The 14,167-nt window shown below is 70.0% G+C and carries 9 protein-coding genes and 1 pseudogene; 3 read left to right on the top strand and 7 right to left on the bottom strand.

What is annotated here, in order from left to right:
• Positions 1-74: 74 nt before the first annotated feature.
• From ABEB03_RS29870 to ABEB03_RS29840, 7 genes and pseudogenes are all read right to left on the bottom strand, one after another.
• Positions 75-890: pseudogene (locus tag ABEB03_RS29870) on the bottom strand (IS110 family transposase); the annotation flags it as partial.
• A 252-nt stretch (positions 891-1,142) separates the two neighbouring features.
• Positions 1,143-3,491 carry an AbfB domain-containing protein gene (locus ABEB03_RS29865; protein ID WP_345656010.1) on the bottom strand — a complete coding sequence of 783 codons (2,349 nt, stop codon included), beginning with the start codon at positions 3,489-3,491 and terminating at the stop codon, positions 1,143-1,145.
• A gap of 54 nt (positions 3,492-3,545) precedes the next feature.
• Complete coding sequence (locus ABEB03_RS29860) at positions 3,546-6,413, bottom strand: RICIN domain-containing protein (RefSeq protein WP_345656009.1); 2,868 nt, start codon at positions 6,411-6,413, stop codon at positions 3,546-3,548.
• A 246-nt stretch (positions 6,414-6,659) separates the two neighbouring features.
• The gene (locus ABEB03_RS29855; RefSeq protein ID WP_345656008.1) at positions 6,660-7,661 is read right to left on the bottom strand and encodes a substrate-binding domain-containing protein; all 1,002 of its coding nucleotides are present in this window, start codon (positions 7,659-7,661) and stop codon (positions 6,660-6,662) included.
• 425 nt (positions 7,662-8,086) lie between these two features.
• Positions 8,087-9,094: a LacI family DNA-binding transcriptional regulator gene (locus ABEB03_RS29850; RefSeq protein WP_345656007.1), complete on the bottom strand. Its 1,008-nt coding sequence runs from the start codon at positions 9,092-9,094 to the stop codon at positions 8,087-8,089.
• A gap of 433 nt (positions 9,095-9,527) precedes the next feature.
• Positions 9,528-10,094 carry a YciI family protein gene (locus tag ABEB03_RS29845; RefSeq protein WP_345656006.1) on the bottom strand — a complete coding sequence of 189 codons (567 nt, stop codon included), beginning with the start codon at positions 10,092-10,094 and terminating at the stop codon, positions 9,528-9,530.
• A gap of 121 nt (positions 10,095-10,215) precedes the next feature.
• On the bottom strand, positions 10,216-10,542 hold the full coding sequence (locus ABEB03_RS29840) for a deoxyxylulose-5-phosphate synthase (protein ID WP_345656005.1): 327 nt from the start codon (positions 10,540-10,542) through the stop codon (positions 10,216-10,218).
• Between the two features lie 253 nt (positions 10,543-10,795).
• Between ABEB03_RS29840 and ABEB03_RS29835 the strand changes: the two genes are divergently transcribed.
• The 3 genes from ABEB03_RS29835 to ABEB03_RS29825 all read left to right on the top strand — a co-directional run bounded on the left by ABEB03_RS29835 (position 10,796) and on the right by ABEB03_RS29825 (position 14,157).
• A complete protein-coding gene (locus ABEB03_RS29835) occupies positions 10,796-12,232 on the top strand; it encodes a sensor histidine kinase (RefSeq protein WP_345656004.1) in 1,437 nt (478 codons plus the stop codon).
• 196 nt (positions 12,233-12,428) lie between these two features.
• Positions 12,429-13,166: a DUF4142 domain-containing protein gene (locus ABEB03_RS29830; protein ID WP_345656003.1), complete on the top strand. Its 738-nt coding sequence runs from the start codon at positions 12,429-12,431 to the stop codon at positions 13,164-13,166.
• Positions 13,167-13,323: 157 nt separating this feature from the next.
• Complete coding sequence (locus ABEB03_RS29825; RefSeq protein WP_345656002.1) at positions 13,324-14,157, top strand: nucleotidyltransferase domain-containing protein; 834 nt, start codon at positions 13,324-13,326, stop codon at positions 14,155-14,157.
• The last annotated feature ends 10 nt before the right edge of the window (positions 14,158-14,167 follow it).

Here is a 14,167-nt window from a genome sequence, read left to right as displayed (position 1 = left end):
CTGCGGAATCGGTGCCAGTCTTCAAGGGGACCTCATCGGTCAGAAGGACCCGAGGCATCCGCTCCGCACTGCATTAGAGGGTGAGCCTCCAGCAGTTCCTCGATCCGCCCGGCCAGCAGTTTGCGCTGGTCAAGGACTGCGGTCAGGGATCCGGCCAGGCTCGGGACGATCAGCGCGGCTGCCTCGGTGCCCGGAACGGTGACGGTCTGCTCGTCCAGGGCGGTGAAGAGCTCCTCGACCAGCCGCTCGGTCATCCGCGGGGCCTTCGGCCGTAACAGCGTGACCAGGCGGCGCTGTCCGGCCTTGCGGATCTGGGCCGGTGAACCGAACCGCTCCAGCAGGGCCAGCACCGCCGGGTGCTGCAGCCGTGGACCCAGCACCCGTTCCAGCGAAGGGTGGATCTGGGTCAGCAGGCCGTGGAGCCGGTTCGCGACCCTGGTGGCCTCGCCGGCGAGGTCGTCGTCGAACCCGACGATCATCTCCAGTTCGGCGATCGTCTCGTCCTCGCCGTCGATCGCCCGCAGCGTGTGGGGCATCGCGCGGGCCGCGTCGGCGATGATGAACGCGTCCTTCGCGTCCGTCTTGGCCTCGCCCGGGTAGAGGTCGGCGATCCGTCGCATCGTCAGGCCGGGAAGGTAGGCCACGGGGCAGCCCATGTCCCTTGCAACGGCCAGCGGCAGGGCCCCGATCGAGGCTGGCTGGTCGACCACGACCAGCACCGTCCCGTGCTTGGCCTGCAGCTTTGCGAACAGCTCGCGGAGCTTGGGTTCGGTGTTGGGCAGCCGCTTGTCGAACGCCTTCTTCCCGGTCGGGGTGACGGCGGTGGCGTGGTGTTCGCCCTTTCCGACGTCCAGGCCGAGGAAGACGTCGATGTCGCCGGTGTCGATCACGTGCAGGCCTCTCCGTCACGCTTTCGTCCGGCCCTGGCATGGCATCGAGCTGCCACATCCACGTTACGGAGAGCCCTTCCGGCTCGGGTGAAGCCGGTGCTCAAGCCCCTCATCAGCGGTCCGTCGATGCCTCCGGGCCCGGTGACACCACCCCCCGGATCATCAACAACAGGAGGGGGAAGTCATGCCGGACCCGAAGGCCGGAGCCCCATTGCGGAGCCATGAAGACGGTAACGGGGGGGCGGACGCCGGTCATGGGGCCCAAGGGTTCTCCACGGACCATGTGGTGTCCTCGGTGAAGGACGCCGGGTTGTCCCAGGCGTGCGCGCCGCCCGGTGTGGCCAGCCACAGTTCGGCGCCGATGTGCCTCAGGTACTGGCCGGGGAAGTTGGACGCCATCAGCCGCACGCCCCCGCTCCCTTGCACCGCGCACCAGGTGGCGTCGGACTTGAAGAGCGCGGATCCGTCACCGGGGTCCTTCCGGACCCGGAATTCGCGGTGCCGCAGGTACTCGCCCGGGTAGTTGCGCGACTCGAAGGAGTAGCAGGTGGAGTCCGCGAGACCCGGGACGATCTTCCAGGTGGCGTCGTTCTTCAGCAGATCGGGGCTGCCGGAGTCGACGACCTCGGTGTAGCCGAGGCTGTCCTTGTGCCGCACGTAGCGGTTGGTGTAGCCCGGTGTGGTGACACGCAGGGACTTGTAGACCCCGGTGGGCAGGGTCACGGGTGGGGCCGGGTTCCTGGAGGCGTCGACCAGTGCCTGATTGGCGGCCTTGACGCGTGCCTCGTCGACCTTGACCACCTGGCGGTCGTACGTCATCAGGCCGTTGGCCTCGTTCTCGACGTCGGTGATCTCGGTGTAGACGGAGGCCGACAGGCCCGCGGGCATCTGCTGGAGCCGGATCGCGTCCAGCAGCCCGATGAGCCGGTCATCGAGTCTCGCGGTGCTTGCCTGGTCCTCGTAGCTGAACCCGCCGCCGGGGTACCACTCGTGGCCGGACACCTTGTAGCCGAGCCCGCCGTACTCACCGAGGACGGCCGCGCGGGTCGCGGTCGGCGAGGTGACGCCGGGGCCCACGTAGACATGGTGGTCGACGACGTCGCCGTTTCCTCCGTCGACGGCGCCGCAGCAGTTGATCCCGCTCATGTTGTCCACCAGCCGGGACGGGTCGTAGGCCTTCACGTCGTTCGCGATGCGGGCCTGGTCGTACTGGCCCCAGCCCTCGTTCTGGTCGACCCACATCACCAGGGACGGGGAGCTGCGGTGCTGGTCGACGATGCGGTGGAACTCGCTCTCCCACTGGGTGCGGGCGGCGCTGCTCGGGGTGCGCAGGTCCATCGCCGGCATGTCCTGCCACACCAGCAGACCGAGCTTGTCGGCCCAGTAGAACCATCGCTGCGGTTCGACCTTGATGTGTTTGCGGACCATGTTGAAGCCCAGGTCCTTGTGCTTCTGGAGGTCGTACTTCAGTGCCGAGTCGGTGGGCGCGGTGTAGATGCCGTCGGGCCAGTACCCCTGGTCGAGGGTGCCGGTCTGGAAGACGAACTTTCCGTTGAGGACGGGTCGCAGCACGTTGCCGACCCTGGCCAGGCCGATGGAGCGCATGCCGGTGTAGCTGCCGGCCGTGTCCACGACCGACGAGCCGGACAGCAGGTCGGCCTTGACGTCGTACAGGAACGGGTCGTCGGGAGTCCACAGGCGCGGGTTCGGCACGGAGACGGTGAACTGGCTGCCGACCGGCCCCGTCGCGGTGCCGACCGTGGTGCCGCCCGTGGAGACGGTGACCCGTGCGGTCTGCCCGCCGACCCCGTCACCGCGCACCGTGACCTTCAGGGTGTTGTTCGTCAGGTCGGGAACCATGTCCAGGCGCGTGATGTGCGCGGTGGCCGTCGGTTCCAGCCAGACCGTCTGCCAGATGCCGGAGGCGGCCGTGTAGAAGATGCCGCCGCCCGCGTGCGGGGTCACGTCGTTGATGCGTTGCTTGCCGACCGCCTGGTCGCCGGTCTGGGTCGGGTCCCATACGGATACGACGACGGTGTTCGTCCCGCTGGTGAGCAGATCGGTGATGTCGTACGAGAACGCGTCGTACCCGCCGTCGTGCTGGGCACCGGCCTGCCGGCCGTTGACCCAGACTGTCGTACGCCAGTCACTGGCACCGAAGTTGAGCTGAACACGACGTCCGTTCCACCCGGCGGGGACGGTGAAGGCACGTCGGTACCAGAGCTTGTCGCTCTGGGTGATCTTGCGCTGGATGCCGGAGAGCGCGGACTCCGCGACGAACGGCACCCGGATCTGGTCGGGCCAACTGGTGGGCTGCCCGGCGTCCGCGGAGGTCACCGCGAAGTCCCAGATGCCGTTGAGGTTCGCCCAGTCCGGGCGGGTCAGCTGGGGGCGCGGATACTCCGGCAGCGGGTTGTCCTTCGGCACCTGGCCGGTCCACGGTGTCGTCATGGGCGCCGGTTTGGGCGTCCAGGCAGTCGCCGCCTCGGCCGTGCTGGCCGCGGCGGTCAGCGCCGCGGTACACAGCAGGACCAGGGACACGAAGGCGGCAGCGGTGTCGCGCAGTGTCCGTCTGCGTCGTGGCTGCGGTAAGGAAGCCATGAGTGCTCCTTGCGGGTGTGGGGAGGAGCCCCGGTCCTGTCGGGCCCGGGCGCGTTACAGCAGGCGCCACTGGTGGTCGGTGGTGCCGTTGTCCGTGAACTGCACGACCCGGGCGCTGTCTTCGCGGGACATCAGATGGACGCCGAGGACCTTGCCGCTGTTGCGGTTGCGGATACGGAAGAACCCGTCGCCGTCGTGTTCCGGGCGCCACTGGTGGTCGGCGGTGCCGTTGTCGGTGAACTGGACGACCTGGGCGCTGTCCTCGTGGGACATGCCGTCGACGCCGAGGACCTTGCCCGAGTTCTCGTTGCGGATGCGGTACCAGCCCGCGTCGTCCGGCAGGAAGGTCCACAGGTGGTCGGCGGTGCCGTTGTCCGCGAACTGCACGACCCGTGCGCTGTCTTCGCGGGACATGCCGCTGACGGCCAGCACCTTTCCCGAGTTGCGGTTCTCGATCCGGAGCGGTCCGTCCGGCAACAGTCGCCAGAGACGGTCGTCGGCGCCGTCGTCGGAGCGCTGGACGGCGGGCGCGCTGTCCGCGGTGGAGCCCCCGAGGACGCCGAGCACCTTGTCGCTCTCGCGGTTGCGCAGGCGGTACCAGCCGTCGCCCGCGTCCACGAGCTGCCATTGGTGGTCGGCGGTGCCATTGTCCGCGAACTGCACGACCCGTGCGTCGTCGGCGTGGGACATCCGGTCCACGCCGAGGACCTTGCCGGAGTTGGCGTTGCGGACGAGATACCGGTCACCGTCGGCGACCAGCTGCCACAAGTGGTCCGCCGTGCCGTTGTCGGTGAACTGGACGACCTGGGCGCTGTCTTCGTGGGACATGCCGTCGACTCCGAGCACCTTGCCGCTGCGGCGGTTGAGCAGCCGGAAGCAGGCGCCGCCCGTGGTCCACCGGGTCCCGGACGGTGAGGCGAGCGGAAAGGCGGAGATCCGCAGGCGCGCCGCACCGAGCGGGATCAGGGTCACCGTCTCCACGGGCTCGGTGCTCAGCGCCGGACTCGGCTGGAGGGGTTCGACCACGTGCTGGTCGTCCGCGCGCCATTCGGGGATGCGGCGTGCGGGGGCCGTGATCCGGTGGGGCACGGAGGCCTGGGTGAACGGATTGTCCGGGAGGTCACCGCCGAGGGAGGCGAACGTGAGACCCGCCGTGGGGTCGGCGGCAGTGGTGGCCAGCCCGTAGTTCCAGGGGGTGGTGGCGTGCACGTCGTACTCGGGGAAGGTGTCGCTGCCGCCGGTGCGGACCTGGTCCTCGCCGATGCGCAGGGCGTACGTCAAAGGTCCGCGGTCGATGCTGACGGACCGCCCGTTGCGCTCCCAGGTGCGCGCCGTGATGCGCTGGGGAAGGCGCAGCCGCACCACGTCGCCGTCGCGCCAGGTGCGGTTCAGTCGCACGAACGCCGGACCGGGCGAAACGGAGCCCGCCGACTGCCCGTTGACGGTCACACTCGGGTTCGGGCACCAGCCGGGGACACGGAGCAGGAGCGGGAAGGCGGTGGCTGCGGGGAGGGACACGGTGAGCGTGATGGTGTCCCCGAACGGGTAGTCGGTCTCCTCGCGTACACGGACCCGCACGGAGTCGGCGACCTCGGCGGTGACCTCGCACGGCGCGTACAGGGTGGCGCACAGTCCGCGGTCGGGCGTCGCCGTCCACAGTTCCTGGGTGAACCAGGGCCAGCCCATGCCGTAGTTGTGCGGACAGCACCGGTACTGGTCGACGCCCGGACGGTACGACTGCATCGCGAAGCCGTTCTGGAACTGGGCTCGCGTCTTGGGCCGGTTGTCGAGGTCGACGCAGTTGGCGCTGGTGATGTAGTGGACGGCCCGGCCCTGCGGGTCGAGCGCGGCCGGCAGCGCGTTGAACGCCAGGTCCTCGCAGCGGTCGGCCCACACAGGGTCCCCGGTGAGGCGGGTGAGCAGTTCGTGACTGGCCATCAACTCGACGATCCCGCAGGTCTCGAAACCCTGGCGGGGGTCGGTGAACCCGGGGCGGACGTTCTCGTCGCCGGCGAACCCGCCGCCGGGGAACTGGCCGTAGAGCCCCATGACCGAGTCGTACGTGCGGTAGGCGGCGCGGACGTCGTCGGCGGACCCGGAGCGGGCCGCGTACTGCGCGGGCTCGCGGAATCCCTGGGCGATGTTGACGTTGTGACCGCTCGGGAGCGGGCCGGTCCAGTCGGCTCCGCGTTCGTGCATGGTGTCGATCAGGTCGAGCAGGAACGCGTCCCCGGTGCGGTTGTACAACCACACGGCCGTATCGATGCCGTCGCCCCAGCGGTACGACACCCAGCTGCGGTCGAAGGCGGACGTCCCCTGCGCGTGCATGTACCGCAGAAAGGCCGTGAGGAAGGGGACGATGCGGCCGTCGCTCGTGTACTCCTGCCAGGAGCGCAGCGCTTGGAGGAGGGGCAGGAACGGCCAGAAGTCGGGGCCGCCGTCCAGTGAGGTCCGCAGCGGCTCGGGGCCGAAGAAGCCGTCGGGGCGGGCGGTGCCGACGATCGCCTCGATCCAGCGGCCGGCCCGGGCGAGGGCGTCGGCGTCGCCGGTCACGATCGCGAGGTCGACGAACCCGCGCAGCCAGTAGGGCACTTCCTCCCAACCGCCGCGGTCAGGGTGCGTCCATCCCGACGCCGACCGGTCGAGGAAGTGGGAGATCTCGTCGTACCGGCCGCACAGGCCGTCCAGTTGGAGCCGCAACTGACCCGCCAGCCAGCCGCGCGGCCGTACGGCGGTCACCGGCAGCCGGAGCAGTGCCGAGGGGTGCAGGGGCGCGGCGTTGGGATGGTGGAGGCCGCCGGGTGCCGGTGCCAGGGCCGACGGCGAGGGGCGGCCGGAGGCCGCCGCGACGGCCGCGGGTCCGGTGGTGGTGAGGACGGTGAGCGAGGCCAGACCGATGAACCGGCGTCTGTCGAGGGGCATGGGGGAGCCTTCCGTGGGTGGGGGAGGAGACCGGCCGCGGGCGGGTGAACGCCCGCGGCCGACCGGTGCGAACCACGGTGCGGTGTCGTGCCGTTGGTGCTTGGTGCTTGGTGCTTGGTGCTTGGTGCTTGGTGGTCCAGGTGGTCCAGGTGGTCCAGGTGGTCCAGGTGGTCCAGGTGGTGTGGGTGGTGTAGGCGGTTCGGCAGGGGCGGGGGAGGCCGCGGTGTCGCGGCCTCCCCGTCGTCGTCAGTAGGCCAGGCCGATGTTCTGCGCCGCGTTCGCGGTGTCGTAGGCCTTGTCCTGGATGATGATGTCCTGGGCGACCGGCTTGCCCTGGGTGAACTCGTCCAGGGTCTTGAGGGCCAGCGGGCCGAAGCGCGGGTTGGACTCGATGACGCCCTGGATCCACCCGTCCTTGATCGCCTGGACGGCGTTGCGGGTGCCGTCGACGGTGACGATCTCGATCTGCCCGGCCTTCTTGCCCGCGCCCTTCAGCGCGGCGACCGCGCCGAGACCCATCTCGTCGTTCTCGGCGTAGATTCCCTTGATGCCGGGCTTGGACTGGATGAGCTGCTCGGTGACCTGCTGGCCCTTCTCGCGGGTGAAGTCGCCGGTCTGCTCGAAGACGACCTTCAGGCCGGGCGCCTTCTTGGCGATCTGGTCCTTGAAGCCCTTGGTGCGCTCGGTGGTGACGTTGTTGCCGGCCGCGCCGAGCAGGATGGCCACCTCGCCCTTGCCGCCGGTCGCCTCGATCATCTGGTCGGCGGCGCGCTTGCCCTGCTCGACGAAGTCGGAGGCGATGAAGGAGACGTAGTCCTTGCACGCGGTCGCATTGATCTTGCGGTCGATTNGATCCTGCACGTCGCTGATCTGCTTGGAGAACTGCGACTGGGCGTTGGCCGTCAGCAGCTTGACGCCCCGCTTCTTCGCCTCGTCCTTGATGGACTGCGTCTCGGCGATGCGGAAGGGGTTCGCTTCCTTCTCGGACTGGGAGAAGCCGACGGTGGCGTTCTTGAGGTCCAGATTCTTCCCGCCGTAGTCGGCGACGGTGCAGGTCTCCGAGTCCGCCGCGGGAGAGGCGACCTGCTGTCCGCCGTCGCCCGCGGAGGCGGACGTGCTCTCGTTCTTCGCGGAGTTGTCTTCCTCGGACTTGGCGCAAGCGGCTGCGGAGAGGACGAGTGCGGCCGTGCACAGGGCGAGCACGGGGCGGGTGCGGATCCGGCGGTCGGTGCGGGCGCGGTGCGTCATGGGGAACCCCGTTCCGGGTGAACTTGATGACGGTTGCATGACAGGAGCAAAGGTCGAGTGGGTGAGGGTGATCACCCGTGAGTCGGGGCCTCGATGAGGTGCCTGGTGCGGGGTGGTGCGGGCCGGCTGAGGCGCGGGCCTGGTCTGCACCAGGGTTTTACATCGTTGGAAGAAGCGTGTAAAGGGTCGGTGCACCAAAGCGTTTCCGCCGCGGAAGGTCGGGTGTCCGCCCGGTCCGCCGAACGGGCAGATCAGGGGCCCTGCGCGGCGCGATGGACAGAACTCGGCTTTCCCGCACGGCAATTGGCTGGAGTGCGGGTGATCCCGGGACGCCTGCCGGGTGCAGGTGTTCAGGGTGGTGCCCGGCACGCTTGCATCGTTGGAAGGTGTGCCGTGCAGGTCCGCTGCGTCGGCGGGGCATGGTCTCAGCGGCGGCCGAGGGTGCTTTCCCGGCACACCAGCGAGTACCCGGCGTGGATCCGCCGCGCCTCGTGCTGTTCTCCACTCAGCCGGGCCAGTACGGCTTCCACGGCCATTCTGGCGATGGCCGGCTTGTCGGGCGAGACGGAGGTCAGGGTGATCGCCCCGTAGTGCCCCTCGACCACGTTGTCGAAACCGACGACGGCGACGTCCTGCGGAATTCGCAGCCCCCGCTCGGACAGCACCCGCATGGCGCCGAGCGCGATGAGGTCGTTGTAGGCGAACACCGCGTCCGGCTGGAGGCCGGCATCCAGGATGCGGGCCATGGCCGCGGCCCCGTCGGCGTGCCCCCAGCCGTCCGTGGCTCCCACCAGCCGGGGGTCGGCGACGAGCCCTGCGGCGTCCAACTCCTCGCGCCAGCCGCGCAGTCTGAGGTGGGCCGGCTGACTGCGTCCCCGGCGTGCTCCGAGGAAGGCGATGTCCCGCCGTCCCAGGGAGATCAGGTGCCGCATCGCCTGACGGGCGGCGGCCACGTTGTCGATCGCGATGTGGTCGTACGGCAGTGGGTACTCCCGCTCCCCGAGCAGCACCAGGGGGACCGCCTCGGCCCGTTCGCTGAGATCCTCCGCCTCCAGCTCGATGGGACTGAGGATGAGCCCGTCGATGACGCGGGTACGAAAGCCCTGACTGACCAGGATCTCCTGGTCACGCCGGCCGCGGGTGTGGTCCAGCAGCACCGTGTACTCGTGTCCGGCCGCCGCGTCGATGATCTCGGTGGCCAGCTCCGCGAAGTAGGGATTGCCCAGTTCGGGCAGGGCGAGGGCCATGATCCCCGTGCGGCCCTTGCGCAGGTGCCGGGCGGTGAGGTTGGGGCGGTAGCCGAGTTCGTCGATGGACCTCTGCACGCGTGTCCGCATGGCGGGGGTCACGTGCGGATGGTCGTTGACCACGTTGGAGACCGTCTTGATGGAGACGCCCGCGTGCAGCGCGACGTCCTTGAGGCTCACCCGCACGATGCTCCCTCCGCATCCGGGCAGCGGCCCGGTTCACGAGCCGCATGCGCGCCCGCAAGCGGGATCCCGGCGTGCCCGGAAGGCTTCACGCCGGGTTTTCCAACGTTATACGCGGCCGTGTTCGTCCATGACAAGGGCTCGCGCCGTACGCGGAAACGCCTCGAAGCATGTCGAGAGGGCCGAATTCTTCACCCCCGGCCGTATGTTCGACGACGTTGCTCTTCGGGGCTCTTGATGTCGCGTCGAGCTCGGATCACGGAGCCGCCGGAGAAGCACTTCGTGCACAGTCTCCGGCGACGCCGCTTTCTCGGCCCGACCGTCCGCCGTGCGTCGGGCACGGGCCCGGGGGCCGCTCCCATGGCTGCCCCCTGAGCCGCGATGTGCGCAATCACCCGGCCCACAGGACGGGTTCGGACGAAGACTTGACATACCGTCAGCCCTCGGCGGTCGGCCGTCCGCCGAAGACCCAGTTGTGGACCTCGATGTCGGCATACCGGCCCGGGGTCAGGACTGCGCGTGCCGCACCCGGGTCCGGCGCGCGGACCAGCGCCGCCGTCCCGAGCCAGGTGGTCCCGTCGTCGGCCAACAGCGGCCCGTACGCGATCAGTTCGTCCCGGTCGTCCGGGACGGTCAGGTCGGCGGCCTGCCCCGGGGCGAGGCCGAGGCCGATGACCAAGTACCGGTTACCCTCGGTACGGCCGCCGGGGAACTCCCACATGGTGCGCCCCAGCATGTTGCGCCATCTGCGCAGCAGCACGTCCCGGTAGGCGCCGGCCTGGTAGTTGGGCTCGTCCAGGGCGAACGCGCGGGCGGCGGCGGAGTCCGGCAGGTCGAGGATGTGCACGCTGCCGGTGGGCGTGTCACCGTCGTCGGCGAGTGTCGGACCGCGGGCGATCATCTCCTTCGCGTACTGGTCCATGTAGGACCAGTGCGCCTCGAGCAGCTCGTCTCGGAGCGCCAAGGAGCCTGGCCGGTCGCGGTGATAACAGAAGTACTCCATGACCGCTGACTCTCCCCGACGAAGGGGCACATCTCAACGGAGTTTGGCGTCCGCTGCCGCTGCCGGTTTCGGTGCGCGCGTCCGTCGACTCCCCCCCCCCGGCTGATGCCGGGGCCGACGGTCACGGCAGTTCGTACCGCACGAGTGCCCTGGACGCGGGCTCGCCGGTGCGTTCGGCGTACTTCAGCCGTGCGCGGACCTCGCGGAGCGTCCGAGGCCGGTAACCGGGACCGCCGCAGCAGCTCTTGTGGAAACCGCCCGCGTTCAGCAGCACCGAGAGCGTGCGCCACGCGGCGGTGTCACGCCGCCGGGGAGCGGCGAACGCCGACCCGGCATGGATCAACGGCCCGGCACAGCGCGGGCAGAGCCGCCACCGCTCCCGGTCGTAGGGCTGCTTGTACGACGCCCGGCACGGAAGGCAGACGTACGAGGTCTTCGCGTGAGCCATGGCCTGAGCGTAGGGAGCGCACAGGGGAGTGGCCACTGGAATACGTCCGGCGCCATCGCGCACCCCGACCGAACAGGGACGTCCTGGCGCCGCGTTGCGGTGCACGCGTTGCCGTTCAGACGCCTCTCATCTTCCCGATGCATACTTCCGGCCCGGCGAACAGGGAGAGCGGGGCGGGTCCGGGACTCCTGTCGCGGCCTGCCGCGCCGACGTTCCGGCCGCTGCGGGTGACACGACTGCTGGGGGGACGTCGTTGACCAGGCGGCACAGGTATTTCTCGCTGCGTGTCCGACTCGGCCTGCTCGCCGCCGCCGCGGTCGCCGTGGCCGTCAGCACGGCGGCCGTCTCCGCCTGGCTGGTCACCCGTCAGCAGCTCACCGGCCAACTCGACTCGAACCTGCGCAGCGTCCAGGCCTCGCCCCGGTACGTCCAGGCCCTGCTGGGCACCTGCGGTGTCGAGCGGCCGACGCCAGGCACAAGTGACCAGACACCGACGTCGTACACGGTGCAGGTGATCACCGCGGACGGTTCCGTCTGCGCCGCGCCAGGCAGCACGCCGATCGAAGTCACCGACGAGGACCTGGCCGTGCTCCGCGGCCTGCGAGGCACGGTGCTCCACGACGCAGTGTCGGAGAAGGGGGACTCGATGCGCGTCGCGACCTCGCGTCCCGACATGCCCAGGGCGGCGGGGGACTTCGCGGTGTCCATCGCCCAGCCCCTGGACACGGTGAACGAACCCTTGGGCAGGCTCGCCCTGATCCTGCTGGGCGTGGCCGGCGTGGGCATCGTCGGCGCGGCCACGGCGGGCGCCGGTGTCGCCCGCACCGGGCTGCGCCCCGTCAAGGCACTCACCGCGACCGCCGAACACATCGCTCACACGGATGATCTGACGGTGCGTATCCCCGCCGAGGGAGGCGACGAGATCGCCCGCCTGTCGGAGGCGTTCAACTCGATGACGGAAGCCCTGGCCACGTCCCGCACGCGTCAGCAGCAGTTGATCGCCGACGCCGGTCACGAGTTGCGCACCCCGCTGACATCGCTGCGCACGAACATAGAGTTGCTCATCCGCAGTGAGAGGACGGGGCGCCGGATACCGGCGGAGGCCAGGCTGGACCTGCTCACGTCCATCGGATCCCAGATCGGCGAGCTGGCGGGCCTCGTCGGCGATCTGCAGGAGCTCTCCCGCCCCGATTCCGTCCGGGGGAACGGACCTTTGGAAGTGGTGGCGCTCCACCACGTGGCGGAGCGAGCCCTGGAGCGGGCCAGGCGCCGCGGCAAGCATCTGGAGTTCGAGAGCACCATGGACGAGTGGTACGTCCTGGCCGAACCGGCCTCTCTGGAACGAGCCGTGGTCAACCTGCTCGACAACGCCGTCAAGTTCTCACCGGAGGGAGGAAAGGTCAGTGTGTCGCTCGGGTCCGGCCGGCTCACGGTGCGGGACGAGGGAGCGGGTATCCCTCCCGACGAACTCCCGCACGTCTTCGACCGCTTCTGGCGGTCGCCGACCGCACGAGGCCTGCCGGGCAGCGGCCTCGGACTCGCGATCGTCTCGCAGACCGTGCGGCGGTCCGGGGGAACCGTCGAGCTGCGCTCCGCGGGCGCCGTGGGAACCGAGGCGGTCGTACGGATACCGGGATCGCATCAGCCTCCCCCCGAACGGGCTCCGGGAAACCGGCCTGTGGACCCGTGACCGCCCGTGCAGCACGCCGGCTTGCCGGTCTCGGGGTGGTGCGCGAGCCGCGGCCAGGGCATGTGTACCGACAGACGCGGAGTCGATGTGACGCACGTCACGTCGTGATGCGTGCAAGTTTTACCCGACGTGATGATCAGGGCGGCCGATGCGTCCGTATCTCCTGGCATACGAGTCGCTCACGCCTGGAGGCCCCGTGCCCTTGCCCCGCAAAGCCGGAACCGTGTTCATCGTCGGTGCGCTGGGTCTTACCGTCTCGGCACTTGCCTATCCCGCCATGCTGGGGGTGCAGAACACGACGACCTCGCAGACCCGGGTCATCGCCAACACCCGCTACGGCCCGCTCACCGAGGCCGACCGCGACTTCGTCGTCAAGGTGCGCTCGGCCGGTCTGTGGGAGTACCCCCTCGGGGAGATCGCCCTGAAGAAGGGCTCGACACCGGAGATGAGGGAGGCGGGCAAGCATCTCATCGTGGGGCATGCGGGGCTCGACGCCCTGTGCCGCAAGATCGCACCCGAACTGAACATCACTCTGCCCAACCAGGCGACACCGCAGCAGCAGCAGTTCGTACAGACCTCGGCGGCGCAGTCGGGCAAGCAGTTCGACACCACGGCCGCCAACATCATGCGTGTCACCCACGGTCAGATCTTTCCGGCCATCGCCAAGATCCGTGCCAGCACGCAGAACAGCCTGGTGCGCGAGCTCGCCGACCTGGCCAACGACACGGTCCTCGACCACATCACGGTGCTGGAGAAGACCGGCATGGTCAACTTCGACCAGGTCAACTTCCAGCAGTCCTCGCCGCCGAAGCTGCCCGCCAGCCAGGTCACGCCGCCCGCGCCGCCGCCCGGCTCGCCCGTCGTCGTCCTCACCCCCCGGCCCGACCTGAACGTCAACACGCGCTCCCCGGCGCCCAGTCCGACGGTGCGGTGACCCGGCGGCCGCGCCATCGGGCCCTCACGAATCGAGGGCACCGCGAACGGGGGCGCCACCAACCTGGGGGCATCACGGGTCCGGGCAGGTCACCCCGGCCGCTGGTGCGCCCGTAATCCGGTCGCAGCCGGTGCCGCGATTCGGCACACTCCGGGATGTGGAACGTCTGCAGGAGATCGCCGACCGGCTGGCCGGCGTCGAAGGTGTCGTCGGCGTGGCCCTGGGCGGCAGTCGGGCGAGGGGGACCCACCACCCCGACTCCGACTACGACCTGGGCCTTTACTACCGGCCGCCCCTGGACACCGGGGCCCTGCGCCGCCTCGCGTCCGAGCTGACCGGCGAAACGGTCGAGGTGACCGAGCCGGGCGGCTGGGGGCCGTGGGTGGACGGCGGAGCATGGCTGACCGTGGACGGCCACCGTGTCGACTGGATCTACCGTGACCTGGACCGGGTGCACCGGATCTGGGACCAGTGCCGGCGGGGACAGGTCGAGGTGGGCACTCAGCCCGGTCACCCGCTGGGCGTCTACTCCCACGCCTACGTCGGCGAGTTGGCCCTCGGCCACGTCCTCGCGGACCCGGCCGGCGAACTGCGCGTCCTGCGGGGCGAGACCTGCCGCTACCCGGAGCCGCTGCGCGCGGCGCTGATCGCCCCCGCCGCATGGGAGGCGCCGTTCATCCTGGAGAACGCCCGCAAGGGGGCCGTCCGCGGCGACGTCTTCTACGTCGCGGGGTGTCTCTTCCGCGCGGTCGGAGTGCTCGTGCACGCCCTGCACGCGCACGCGGGCCGCTGGCTGCTCAACGAGAAGGACGCGGTCCGGGCCGCGGGTGAACTCCCCGCCGCCCCCGCGGGCTTCACGGCGCGTGCGCAGGGGTTGTTCGCCGCCCTGGGCACGGGTACGGACTCCCTCTCCGCGACGCTCGACGCGGCCGAGGCGCTGGCCGCCGAGGTGGCCGACAGCACGTCCGCAGGTCCGTGCCCTCCTGCGTGATCCACCGCGC

Origin of the sequence: Streptomyces siamensis, from assembly GCF_039543605.1 — a bacterium.
GTDB lineage: Bacteria > Actinomycetota > Actinomycetes > Streptomycetales > Streptomycetaceae > Streptomyces > Streptomyces siamensis.
The sequence above is the reverse complement of the archived record's forward strand: the minus strand, read 5'-3'. Positions and strand labels throughout refer to the sequence as shown.

Bases quoted from the DNA above. Each gene is read 5' to 3' on its own strand.
- ABEB03_RS29845 (WP_345656006.1), bottom strand. From the start codon at position 10,094: ATGGAGTACTTCTGTTATCACCGCGACCGGCCAGGCTCCTTGGCGCTC.
- ABEB03_RS29840 (WP_345656005.1), bottom strand. From the start codon at position 10,542: ATGGCTCACGCGAAGACCTCGTACGTCTGCCTTCCGTGCCGGGCGTCG.
- ABEB03_RS29860 (WP_345656009.1), bottom strand. From the start codon at position 6,413: ATGCCCCTCGACAGACGCCGGTTCATCGGTCTGGCCTCGCTCACCGTC.
- ABEB03_RS29865 (WP_345656010.1), bottom strand. From the start codon at position 3,491: ATGGCTTCCTTACCGCAGCCACGACGCAGACGGACACTGCGCGACACC.